The sequence below is a fragment of the Enterobacter cloacae complex sp. P6RS genome, assembly GCF_014982245.1.
Lineage (GTDB): Bacteria > Pseudomonadota > Gammaproteobacteria > Enterobacterales > Enterobacteriaceae > Enterobacter > Enterobacter bugandensis.
In genome coordinates this window covers 1-12079 of sequence record NZ_JADCLB010000015.1, presented here as the reverse complement: position 1 = coordinate 12079, position 12079 = coordinate 1, and the positions used below count along the sequence as shown (strand labels likewise).

Sequence of the window (12079 nt, the reverse complement as noted above, 5' to 3'; positions counted from 1 at the left end):
ACGGCACGGTACTCCCCCCGGGCCAATGCGTGAAAGCGTAAAAAAAGCACAAATACTCAGGAGCACTCTCAATTATGTTTAAGAATGCATTTGCTAACCTGCAAAAGGTCGGTAAATCGCTGATGCTGCCAGTATCCGTACTGCCTATCGCAGGTATCCTGCTGGGTGTCGGTTCTGCTAACTTCAGCTGGCTGCCAGCCGTAGTTTCCCATGTGATGGCTGAAGCAGGCGGTTCCGTCTTTGCTAACATGCCTCTGATCTTCGCTATCGGTGTGGCGCTGGGCTTCACCAATAACGACGGCGTTTCTGCGCTGGCTGCAGTGGTTGCTTACGGCATCATGGTGAAAACCATGGCTGTGGTTGCGCCGCTGGTTCTGCATTTACCGGCAGAAGAGATTGCCGCGAAACACCTGGCAGATACCGGTGTTCTGGGCGGTATCATCTCCGGTGCGATTGCAGCGTATATGTTCAACCGCTTCTATCGCATCAAGCTGCCTGAGTATCTGGGCTTCTTCGCGGGCAAGCGTTTTGTTCCGATCATCTCTGGTCTGGCAGCGATTTTCACTGGCGTGATCCTCTCCTTCATCTGGCCACCAATCGGTTCCGCTATCCAGACCTTCTCTCAGTGGGCTGCTTACCAGAACCCGGTTGTCGCGTTCGGTATCTATGGCTTCATCGAGCGTTGCCTGGTGCCATTCGGTCTGCACCACATCTGGAACGTTCCATTCCAGATGCAGATTGGTGAATTCACCAACGCAGCAGGTCAGGTGTTCCACGGCGATATCCCACGTTACATGGCGGGTGACCCAACTGCAGGTAAACTGTCTGGTGGCTTCCTGTTCAAAATGTACGGCCTGCCGGCTGCTGCGATTGCAATCTGGCACTCTGCTAAGCCAGAAAACCGTGCAAAAGTGGGCGGTATCATGATCTCCGCAGCGCTGACCTCGTTCCTGACCGGTATCACCGAGCCGATCGAGTTCTCCTTCATGTTCGTTGCGCCAATCCTGTACATCATCCACGCTGTACTGGCTGGCCTGGCGTTCCCAATCTGTATCCTGCTGGGTATGCGTGACGGTACGTCCTTCTCTCACGGCCTGATCGACTTTATCGTTCTGTCCGGTAACAGCAGCAAACTGTGGCTGTTCCCAATCGTGGGTGCGTGCTACGCCGTTGTTTACTACACCATCTTCCGCGTGCTGATCAAAGCACTGGACCTGAAAACTCCGGGTCGTGAAGATGCAACTGAAGACAGCAAAGCAGGCGCGACCAGCGAAATGGCTCCGGCACTGGTTGCTGCGTTCGGCGGTAAAGAGAACATCACTAACCTGGACGCGTGCATCACTCGTCTGCGTGTGAGCGTTGCCGACGTTGCGAAAGTGGACCAGCCGGGTCTGAAAAAACTGGGTGCAGCGGGCGTGGTTGTTGCAGGTTCGGGCGTTCAGGCTATCTTCGGTACTAAATCCGATAACCTGAAAACCGAAATGGATGAGTACATCCGCAACAGCTAAGCTGTGACCTGGGGAGACTAAGGCAGCCGAATGGCTGCCTTTTTTATTGCTGTGGTTTGTTGTGCCAACACTCAGAAGTCGTAGCTCGCGCTCACCGAGACGTTCAGCGGTGCGCCATAAACCACGTAAGAGCCGACGTAATCGTAATACTCTTTGTCGAACAGGTTGTTGACGTTCGCCTGAATAGCAAAATCTTTGGTGACCTGATAGCGGCTGAACAGGTTAACCAGTCCGTAGCTGCCTTGCTCTGCGCGGGATTGTCCCGCCGGGCCACCGTCCACATCCGTCCACACTTTGTTCTGCCAGTTTACGCCACCGCCCACCGTCAGCGCCGGCAGCATTGGCAGTTGATAACGGGTAAACAGCTTCATTGTCGTGCGCGGCTGATCGGAACTGACAGCGCTGCCGTTCTTATCTTCCGCAATGTAGCGGGTCGCGCCGAACGTCAGCTGCCAGTTATCGGTCAGGGCGCCGTTCAGCTCGAACTCAATCCCTTTGCTGACCACGCCGTCCAGCGATTCATAAATCGACTCACCGCTCGGCATGTAGGTATAGGTGTTGCTCGCCACGTTATCCTGCTCGATGCGGAAAATCGCCAGCGAGGTGGTCAGACGGGTATTAAACCAGTCTGCTTTAACACCGGCTTCGTAGCTTTTGCCCGTGGTTGGATCGAGATAACGTCCGCTGGCGTCGCGCTTGTCCTGCGGCTGGAAGATGGAGGTATAGCTGACGTAGGTCGACCAGTCTTCGTTGATATCGTAGACCAGACCCGCGTAAGGCGTTACGTCATCTTCAGTGCTTTCCAGACGGGTGTCAGGAGAGCCCGCCGGGTTATAGCGAATGTTGTAGTTGGTGTAGCGCGCCCCGAGGATCAGGTGCAGCGGGTCGGCCAGCGAGAAGCGGGCGGAGGTGTACGCTGAGGACTGGCGAATGTCATCCTGGCTGTAGAGCTTCCACGGGGTCCACTGCGGATCGGCGATATTTCCGTTCCAGTTTTTGAAATTCCCCACGTCCACCATGCCGTACAGCGCATCCGGCATTCTGTTGTCATAGTGGTTGCGCTGTCGGCTGAAGCTGCCGCCAAACATCATCTCATGCTGGCGGCCGAAAAGATCGAAGCCGCCGCGCAGGAAGGCATCAACTGCATCCTGTTTGCGTTCACCTCTGTTCCAGCCGCCGTAGCCAACCATGCCCGCCCCGGTCTCTTTTTCCGGATAGCCGGACATATACATCAGCTTGCTGTCGAAGTTGGTCTCCGCGTGCATGCCGTTGACGTGCGCTTCCCAGCCGTTGTCGAAACGCTGGGTCAGGTTAGCAAAGATGCGGGTGCTATCCTTGTCCGAGTAGGCCCAGTCAGGCGCAACGGTCTGGCTGCGATTGTAGTCGGTTTTACTCCCGTCGCTGTACCAGGTCGGCAATCCGCCCCAGGTTGGATCGGCGGTGTGGCTTTCCTGATATTCATACCCTACAGAGAGGGTGGTGCTGTCGGTGACGTCCGCATCCACCACGCCGTAGAGGAACTTGTTCCGGTAGTGGTAGTTATCCACGAAGCTGTCGTTGTCCTGATAGCCCGTAATCAGGCGTCCCCGTACCTTCCCGGACTCTACCAGCGGTGCCTGGAGATCCAGCACGTAGCGCTGTTTGTCCCAGCTGCCGTAGCTGGCCGAGACATTGCCTTTGAACTCATTGCTGTCCGCATGCTTACGCACCATATTGACGTACGCCGCCGGGTTACCGGTGCCGGACATCAGCCCGGTCGCGCCGCGAACCACTTCGATACGGTCGTAAATCGCGGTATCGGCGGCGGTGTCGCCGAAGTTCCACACTTCGCTGATGGAGGTGGGCAGGTCGTCAAAGGCGTAGTTACTGACGAAAAATCCGCGCGAGTAAAATACGGTACGATCGCTGTCCTGCACCTGCGCCGTTACGCCCGTGGTGTTAGTCAACACCTGACCGATGGACTGCAGGTTCTGATCCGCCATGCGCTGCTGGCTAATCACGCTGACGGACTGCGGGATATCGCGGGGAACCAGCAACAGCTTTGTGCCGGTGGTGGTGGTTTTTACGCTGTAATCCCGGTCCTGACTTGCGGAAGGATCCTGCGTATTGTCAAAACCTCCATCCACGACGACGGTGTCTTCGGTTGATGATGCAGCGAAAGCGGTGGCTGGCGTCAATGCCATAGCAATACAGGCTGCCAGCAACGAAGGCGTTGCGACAGGCTGACGTTGCCCATCCCTGGTATGATCAATGAAAGACATTATCAAACCCTTATGAACGGTGAAGAGTGTTTGCGTCAGTCCCACAAATACGGTCTGACGTCGTTTTCTATGTTAAAAATGCGCATGAAAATGCAAATGCGAAATATACGCATTGCCATTAATGCTGTAAACAGATGTGTCGTGCGAAACTGAAATAATGTTTCAGCCCGTTAAGGCACGCGAGCGGTCACTCTTCAGTCAGCTGATGAATATTCAGCAAAGAATTCGGGGGAGAAGGTTGAAAGGACAGGAGAAACTCGCTCATACTCTTGAATTGTGTCACACAGTCCTCCAGAGAGTGTGTTAACAGCGGACGCACCTAACAAAAAAGGAAAAGGTCATGGCTGAAGAAACGATTTTCAGTAAAATTATTCGCCGCGAAATCCCGTCGGATATCGTCTATCAGGATGAACTGGTAACGGCTTTCCGGGACATTTCCCCTCAGGCACCGACACACATCCTTATCATTCCTAATATTCTGATTCCGACCGTAAACGACGTAAAAACCGAGCACGAAGTGGCGTTAGGTCGTATGCTGACGGTGGCGGCGAAAATTGCCGAGCAGGAAGGCATAGCGGAAGACGGTTATCGTCTGATCATGAACTGTAATCGTCATGGCGGCCAGGAAGTTTATCATATTCACATGCATCTGCTGGGTGGACGTCCGCTGGGACCGATGCTGGCTCACAAAGGTCTGTAACATGTTTAAAGGGCGTATTGCAGCGCTGGTAATGACGATGATAGTTGTGGGGTGCAGCACGCGTCCGGCGATCCCCGTCAGCGATGAACAGACGCTGGTGATGGAATCCTCCGTGCTGGCTGCGGGCATCACGGCGCAACAGCCCGCACTGACCATCAGTGAAATTAAATCTTCTGCCTCCTCTACGCTCTATAACGAAAGAAATGAACCGGTGACGGTCCACTACCGTTTTTTCTGGTATGACGTAAGAGGTCTTGAGATGCACCCGCTGGAGGCGCCGCGTAGCGTCACTCTTCCGGCAAGGTCGTCGGTAACGCTCTATGACAGCGCCAGCTATCTGGGTGCGCATAAGGTGAGACTTTATCTTTATCTCTAAGGGGTGAACCTTGATTAAAAATATGAGCCGTTATGCGCTCGTGACCGCATTCGCACTGTTCCTCGCAGGGTGTGTGACCCGTACAGAACAGCCAGCACCTGTGGAAGAGGCAAAGCCGGGTACCGAGCAGCCGACACCGCCAACGCAGACCCAGCCAACCGTGCCGTCTGTACCGTCTATTCCGTCACAGCCTGGCCCGATTGAACATCAGGACCAGACGTCACAACCTGCGCCGCGCGTGCGCCATTACGACTGGAACGGTGCGATGCAGCCGATGGTCGGTAAAATGCTGCAGGCTCAGGGCGTGACGGCAGGCAGCGTGCTGCTGGTCGATAGCGTGAACAACCGTACCAACGGTTCGCTGAACGCGGGCGAAGCGACAGAAACGCTGCGCAATGCACTGGCAAACAACGGTAAGTTTACGCTGGTCTCTGCTCAGCAGCTCGCATTAGCCAAACAGCAGCTGGGCCTGTCGCCGCAGGATAGCCTCGGCACCCGCAGCAAGGCGATTGGCATTGCCCGCAACGTTGGCGCCCAGTATGTGCTGTACTCTAATGCGACCGGTAACGTGAATACCCCAGCCCTGCAGATGCAGCTGATGCTGGTTCAGACAGGCGAAATTATCTGGTCAGGTAAAGGTGCGGTTACGCAACAATGACACCACGCGTGAAGAGATTCTGACGCGTTATTTTCCACAGTACCGCCTTATCGCGCCGCAGGCCCACTCCGGGCTTAGCGGCGCGAGTTGCATTATAGCGCGGGGCGCGCACCGTCTGGTCTTGCGGCAGAACCACGATCCCTTCGCCCCGGCTTTCCAGTTTCGCCGTCAGTTTCGCGCCCTCAAACGCCTTCCGTCGGATCTCGTGCCTGAACCCCGATTTTTCAGCAAGGGCTGGATGGCCGTCGACTATCTGGAGGGGGAGGTGAAAAGCGCGCTGCCGGACACCCCAGCGCTTGCGGCGATGCTGTATCATCTGCACCAGCAACAGCGTCTGGGGTGGCGAATCGCCTTACTTCCACTGCTGGAAAACTACTGGCAACAAGCCTCTCCAGCAAGACGTACCCCAGTGTGGCTTGCGCATCTCAAACGGCTGCGTAAAGCGGGCGAGCCGCAACCGATTCGGCTCTCGCCGTTACATATGGATGTGCACGCCGGGAACATCGTGCATACGCCACAGGGCGCCAGGCTTATCGACTGGGAATATGCCGGAGACGGCGATGTGGCGCTGGAGCTGGCCGCGGTCTGGACGGAAAGTGAAGCCGCGCGGCAGAAACTCATCAGAGAGTATGCCAGCGTTGCGCACTTTAACGCCGATGCGCTGGCACGCCAGGTGAGACGCTGGCGGCCCTGGGTCATCATGCTGATGGCGGGCTGGTTTGAGATGCGTTTGCAGCAGTCCCGAGATAAACACTTTATTGCGCTGGCAGACGATGCCTGGCGCCAGTTACAAACGAAAGGATAAGAGAGGTGAGTGTGGGTCCAGTCATGTTGGATGTAGAAGGGTTTGAGCTGGATGCGGAGGAGCGTGAAATTCTGGCGCATCCGCTGGTGGGCGGCCTGATCCTGTTTACCCGCAACTATCACGATCCGGCGCAACTGCGTGAACTGGTGCGCCAGATCCGCGCCGCGTCGCGCAATCATCTGGTGGTGGCCGTCGATCAGGAAGGCGGCCGCGTGCAGCGTTTTCGCGACGGTTTTACCCGCCTGCCGGCAGCCCAGTCTTTCGCCGCGCTGCTCGGCACGGAAGAGGGTGGGAAACTGGCGCAGGAAGCCGGCTGGCTGATGGCCAGCGAAATGATTGCCATGGATATCGACATCAGCTTTGCCCCGGTGCTGGATGTGGGCCATATCAGCGCCGCGATTGGCGAGCGCTCCTACCATGAAGATCCGCGTATTGCGCTGGCAATGGCGACCCGGTTTATCGACGGGATGCACGATGCGGGAATGAAAACCACTGGGAAACACTTCCCGGGCCACGGGGCGGTGACGGCGGATTCCCACAAAGAGACCCCGCGCGACCCGCGTCCGGAAGCGGAAATTCGCGCCAAAGATATGTCGGTGTTCCGCTCGCTTATCACCGATAACAAGCTGGACGCCATTATGCCAGCACACGTGATTTACAGCGATGTCGATCCGCGTCCTGCCAGCGGCTCCCCGCACTGGCTGAAAACCGTTCTGCGCCAGGAGCTGGGTTTCAACGGCGTCATTTTCTCCGACGATCTGTCGATGGAAGGGGCGGCAATCATGGGCAGCTATGCTGAGCGCGGTCAGGCCTCGCTGGATGCAGGTTGCGATATGATCCTGGTCTGCAATAATCGTAAAGGTGCCGTTAGCGTGTTGGATAACCTGTCACCGATCAATGCAGAGCGTGTTACGCATTTGTATCATAAAGGTTCATTTAGCCGTCAGGAGCTGATGGATTCGGCGCGCTGGAAGTCGGTCAACGCCCGGCTTGAAGACCTGAATGAGCGCTGGCAGGCACATAAAGCCAGCCTGTAAACCCTCCCGGAAGGCGTAGCGTGGTGAGAAGACAATGATCATCTATTTACACGGTTTTGACTCAAACAGTCCTGGTAATCATGAGAAGGTGCTACAGCTGCAGTTTATCGATCCCGATGTACGGCTGATTAGCTACAGTACGCGCCATCCGAAGCATGATATGCAGCATCTGCTCAAAGAGGTGGACAAGATGCTGCAGCTTAACGTCGACGATCGCCCGTTGATTTGCGGCGTGGGGCTGGGCGGCTATTGGGCGGAGCGGATTGGCTTCCTGTGCGACATCCGCCAGGTGGTCTTCAATCCTAATCTTTTCCCGAATGAGAACATGGAAGGCAAAATTGACCGCCCGGAAGAGTATGTCGATATTGCGACCAAGTGCGTGAGCAACTTCCGTGAGAAAAACCGCGATCGCTGTCTGGTGATCCTCTCGCGTAATGATGAAGCACTGAACAGCCATCGGGCCGCAGAGCTGCTGCATCACTATTACGAGATCGTCTGGGACGAAGAGCAGACCCACAAGTTCAAGAACATCTCCCCGCACCTCCAGCGCATCAAAGCCTTTAAAACGCTGGGCTAAACCACAGCCTGCCACTTCAGAAACCCGGTCGCGAATGCGCACCGGGTTTCTTTTTGTCCAGAATTGTCTACTTTTAAGCCATCAAAACTTGATGCATATCAATTTTGGTATGACCAATGCGCCTGACGTGTTATTCTCAATGCACCTGAATGGTTTCAGTGCTGTAACTTGTTGTTAATTAAGGGTTATTTTCATAACTTTTAATTAACAATTGGTTAATAATTTGAGGGGGTCACGTTGACTACGCCATTGAAAAAGATAGTGATTGTAGGCGGTGGTGCTGGCGGGCTGGAGCTGGCCACACAGTTAGGCAAGAAGCTGGGGCGCGGTAAAAAAGCCAAAATCACGCTGGTGGATCGTAACCACAGCCACCTGTGGAAACCGCTGCTGCACGAAGTGGCGACCGGCTCACTGGATGAGGGCGTGGACGCGCTGAGCTATCTGGCGCACGCGCGCAACCATCATTTCCAGTTCCAGCTGGGCTCGGTGGTTGACATCAACCGTGAGAGCAAAACCATTACCCTGGCCGAGCTGCGTGATGAAAAAGGCGAGCTGCTGGTCCCAGAGCGCAAGCTGGCGTATGACACGCTGGTGATGGCGCTCGGCAGTACCTCCAACGATTTCAACACGCCGGGCGTTAAAGAGCACTGTATCTTCCTCGATAACCCGCACCAGGCGCGTCGTTTCCATCAGGAAATGCTGAACCTGTTCCTGAAGTACACCAGCAATCTGGGTGCGAATGGCAAGGTTAACATTGCCATTGTCGGCGGCGGCGCGACAGGCGTTGAGCTGTCCGCAGAGCTGCACAATGCGGTTAAACAGCTGCACAGCTACGGTTACAAAGGGTTAACTAACGAAGCGCTGAACGTGACGCTGGTTGAAGCGGGTGAGCGTATTCTGCCTGCGCTGCCTCCGCGCATTTCAGGCGCAGCGCACAATGAACTGACGAAACTGGGCGTGCGCGTCCTGACGCAGACCATGGTGACCAGCGCTGATGAAGGTGGACTGCACACCAAAGACGGCGAGTACATCAAAGCGGATCTGATGGTCTGGGCGGCAGGTATCAAAGCGCCTGACTTTATGAAAGATATCGGTGGTCTGGAGACGAACCGCATTAACCAGCTGGTCACCGAGCCGACGCTGCAAACCACGCGCGACCCTGAAATCTTCGCTATTGGTGACTGTGCCTCCTGCGCGCGTCCTGAAGGGGGCTTCGTGCCGCCGCGCGCTCAGGCCGCGCACCAGATGGCAAGCCTGGTGCTGCACAACATCCTGGCGCAGTACAAAGGCAAGCCAATGAAGGCGTATGTCTATAAAGACCACGGTTCTCTGGTATCGCTGTCAAACTTCTCTACCGTCGGTAGCCTGATGGGTAACCTGATGCGTGGCTCGATGATGGTGGAAGGGCGCATTGCACGCTTCGTGTATATCTCCCTGTACCGTATGCACCAGATCGCGCTGCACGGTTACTTTAAAACGGGCCTGATGATGCTGGTGGGCAGAATCAACCGCGTCATTCGTCCACGTCTGAAGCTGCACTAATCTTTCACTCCCTCCGGGCCCTCCGGAGGGATTTTTTAGCATATCATGCTGCTCGTCGTGGATTAGGTGCCTAAGAGTTCTCCTAAACGCGATATATCTCTCCCCGATGTCCACTTTTTGATCCTTTGTCTTATTGGCGAAGCCGCGCCTCCATAGCAGAATTGTTACCAATAGCAACAAAGGAGGAAGTCCCGTGAATAAATCAATGTTGGCGGGTATAGGGATCGGCGTCGCAGCTGCGTTAGGTGTGGCTGCTGTTGCCAGTCTCAACGTTTTAGATCGCGGCCCGCAGTATGCGCAGGTGGTTTCTGCAACGCCTATTAAAGAAACCGTAAAAACCCCACGTCAGGAGTGCCGTAACGTCTCCGTAACCCACCGTCGTCCGGTACAGGATGAAAACCGTATTGCCGGCTCTGTTCTGGGTGCGGTAGCGGGTGGGGTGATTGGTCACCAGTTTGGCGGTGGTCGGGGTAAAGATGTCGCGACCGTGGTCGGCGCGCTGGGTGGCGGCTATGCCGGTAACCAGGTGCAGGGCGCAATGCAGGATAACGATACTTACACCACGACCCAGCAGCGCTGTAAAACCGTCTATGACAAGTCGGAAAAAATGCTGGGCTATGACGTGACCTACAAAATTGGCGATCAGCAGGGCAAAATCCGCATGGATAAAGACCCGGGCACCCAAATTCCACTGGATGGAAACGGCCAGCTGGTACTGAATAACAAAGCGTAAAAAAGATGTTCTCTGAACTTAGCTCCTCAAGCGCTCAGGCTGAGGAGCTTTTTTTGCGTCAGATTTTGAGCAGTTCAGGCCACAGGCGCAGCGTGGTGTCGGAAATGTTCTGCAGTTTTTCCAGCGTCGCCCCTTCACGGGCGCTGATCGACATTCCCTGTAAAATACAGCTCAGGTATTGCGCCAGCATCTGAGGCTGGCAGTGCGCGGGAATTTCACCGCGCTGCTGGCGCTGAGCCAGAAATACGCTGAGCGTCTCCTCCTGCATCGCATGACGCGATTTAACCGTATTGGCGATCTCTTTAGATGCTGCCGCCAGGGTGGCAGAGGTGTTAATCATAAAGCAGCCCGCGGGCGTATCTTTACTGGTGAAGCAGGTGGCAACGGCGGTAAAGTAATCCCGTAGCGCCTGTTCAACGCTTTTCTCTTCACAAAATAGCTGGGCTTCGTGTTTCGCAGCAAAGCGCGAAATGTACCTGTCCAGCACCGCCCTGAACAGCCCCTCTTTATTGGTAAATTCAGCATACAGCGTCGGCGCTTTAGCTCCGGTGGCTTCTACCAGATCGGAAAGCGAGGTCGCTTCATACCCATGTTGCCAGAAGAGAGTCATGGCCTTATCAAGCGCTGCATCCCTGTCAAACACTTTTGGTCGGCCACGGCTTTTCTTCACACAACTCGTGACGTCGGTTGTCATTTGCCGTTGGTCCTCTGTTGGTTTGTTGAATGACCATTATAAAAATAAACGCAACCCACCACCAGTGCAGAATGCTTAAAAATAAATTAATCATATATGTATGAAAAATAACAATTTTAAAATTTAATTAATGCTCGTTATAAAAAGGTGTTGACGCGTGAGCTGGATCACATTTATGATTTACCTATCGATCGTTAACTAAATAGCTAACGACCTAAAAATTCATCTGCTAAAGGTAAACATCATGAAAAACGTAAAAACCCTCATCGCTGCTGCTGTTCTGAGTTCACTCTCTTTCGCAAGCTTTGCTGCTGTACAGGTACAGTCCACCCCGGTCGATCAGCATAAAGTCGGGACGATCTCTGCCTCTGCCGGGACTAACCTGGGCTCTCTGGAAGATCAGCTGGCACAAAAAGCTGATGCAATGGGTGCAAAATCTTACCGCATCACCTCTGTGACCGGTCCTAACACCCTGCACGGCACCGCTGTTATCTACAAATAATCCGGGCATAAACCCTCATTTATGCCACTGCAATAAAAAACGCCCTGCACATGTGCAGTAATGCCGATCGTTTAAGAACACTTGAACGATCCTGCCAGTAAGAAACAATCCGGGTTCAGCCCCTCTGGCCCGGATTTTTTACGTCTGAACTCGATATGGACTTCGTTGCGGATGCTTTCCCGTCCGACTGGATACTTTTTTCCGCTCTCTGGATGCGTCCTGCGAGGGCCGTCTGGTCATAATCTGATGCATCCAACAACGTGGTGTCCACCAAATAAGTGGTGGGTATCAACGTGTCAGATATACGGAAAAATGTGACTCCCGGTAGGCGAAAAGGCTGCCCTGAGTATTCTCCTGAGTTTAAACAGCACCTCGTTGCCGCCTCCTGCGAACCCGGGATACCGGGACGGACTTTATCCTCACAGACTGATGGCAGATAAAATCCCGCTTACGGAAACTGCCTATATTCTTATCCTGCGGCGAAGCGGTTTAATATTTATTGCTGTTCGCCAGGGAAGAGTGATTTATATCAGGAAAAAGGGCTGAATAATCCTTTGGCAGCGTTTCCTGAATATCTGATGATGCGTTCACAAGAAAAATGCGTCGTCCATATTGTTGTTACCGGCTGAATTATTATATATGGCCAGGGCGTAATTTTTGGTCTTTTTTTATTTGTGGTGTGAATA

12 protein-coding genes are annotated in these 12079 nt (G+C 54.4%); 10 read left to right on the top strand and 2 right to left on the bottom strand.

All coding sequences use genetic code 11. The annotated features are described in order from the left end of the window. The first annotated feature begins 74 nt into the window (after positions 1–74). Complete coding sequence (gene ptsG, locus INF73_RS08630) at positions 75–1508, top strand: PTS glucose transporter subunit IIBC (protein ID WP_028012724.1); 1434 nt, start codon at positions 75–77, stop codon at positions 1506–1508. Between the two features lie 71 nt (positions 1509–1579). Here the strand turns inward: ptsG and fhuE are convergent, their stop codons facing one another. Continuing rightward, the gene (gene fhuE, locus INF73_RS08625; protein ID WP_193540652.1) at positions 1580–3769 is read right to left on the bottom strand and encodes a ferric-rhodotorulic acid/ferric-coprogen receptor FhuE; all 2190 of its coding nucleotides are present in this window, start codon (positions 3767–3769) and stop codon (positions 1580–1582) included. Positions 3770–4109: 340 nt separating this feature from the next. On the opposite strand from fhuE, the gene hinT reads away from it, so the two are divergent. From hinT to INF73_RS08585, 8 genes are all read left to right on the top strand, one after another. Continuing rightward, entirely contained in the window at positions 4110–4469 is a 360-nt protein-coding gene (gene hinT, locus INF73_RS08620; RefSeq protein ID WP_006809243.1) for a purine nucleoside phosphoramidase, read from the top strand. Between the two features lies 1 nt (position 4470). Next, positions 4471–4845, top strand: a complete 375-nt coding sequence (locus INF73_RS08615; protein WP_193540654.1) for a YcfL family protein — start codon at positions 4471–4473, stop codon at positions 4843–4845. A gap of 13 nt (positions 4846–4858) precedes the next feature. Next, on the top strand, positions 4859–5503 hold the full coding sequence (lpoB, locus tag INF73_RS08610) for a penicillin-binding protein activator LpoB (protein WP_088205017.1): 645 nt from the start codon (positions 4859–4861) through the stop codon (positions 5501–5503). Next, positions 5484–6308: a thiamine kinase gene (thiK, locus tag INF73_RS08605; RefSeq protein WP_048999981.1), complete on the top strand. Its 825-nt coding sequence runs from the start codon at positions 5484–5486 to the stop codon at positions 6306–6308. The genes lpoB and thiK overlap by 20 nt, the downstream gene beginning before the upstream one ends. 11 nt (positions 6309–6319) lie before the next feature. Further along, positions 6320–7345 (top strand): beta-N-acetylhexosaminidase, encoded by a 1026-nt coding sequence (gene nagZ / locus INF73_RS08600; protein WP_041912030.1) that lies wholly within the window; start codon positions 6320–6322, stop codon positions 7343–7345. Between the two features lie 34 nt (positions 7346–7379). Beyond that, a complete protein-coding gene (gene ycfP / locus INF73_RS08595) occupies positions 7380–7922 on the top strand; it encodes an alpha/beta hydrolase YcfP (protein WP_008500781.1) in 543 nt (180 codons plus the stop codon). Between the two features lie 237 nt (positions 7923–8159). Then, positions 8160–9464 (top strand): NAD(P)/FAD-dependent oxidoreductase, encoded by a 1305-nt coding sequence (locus INF73_RS08590; protein WP_028012730.1) that lies wholly within the window; start codon positions 8160–8162, stop codon positions 9462–9464. A gap of 193 nt (positions 9465–9657) precedes the next feature. Next, a complete protein-coding gene (locus INF73_RS08585; RefSeq protein WP_028012731.1) occupies positions 9658–10197 on the top strand; it encodes a glycine zipper 2TM domain-containing protein in 540 nt (179 codons plus the stop codon). 58 nt (positions 10198–10255) lie between these two features. On the opposite strand, the gene comR is transcribed toward INF73_RS08585, so the two are convergent. After that, entirely contained in the window at positions 10256–10891 is a 636-nt protein-coding gene (gene comR, locus INF73_RS08580; RefSeq protein WP_193540656.1) for a TetR family copper-responsive transcriptional repressor ComR, read from the bottom strand. Between the two features lie 244 nt (positions 10892–11135). Here comR and bhsA point away from each other — a divergent pair, with 244 nt between their 5' ends. Continuing rightward, positions 11136–11393 carry a multiple stress resistance protein BhsA gene (gene bhsA / locus INF73_RS08575; RefSeq protein WP_193540658.1) on the top strand — a complete coding sequence of 86 codons (258 nt, stop codon included), beginning with the start codon at positions 11136–11138 and terminating at the stop codon, positions 11391–11393. Positions 11394–12079 lie beyond the last annotated feature (686 nt).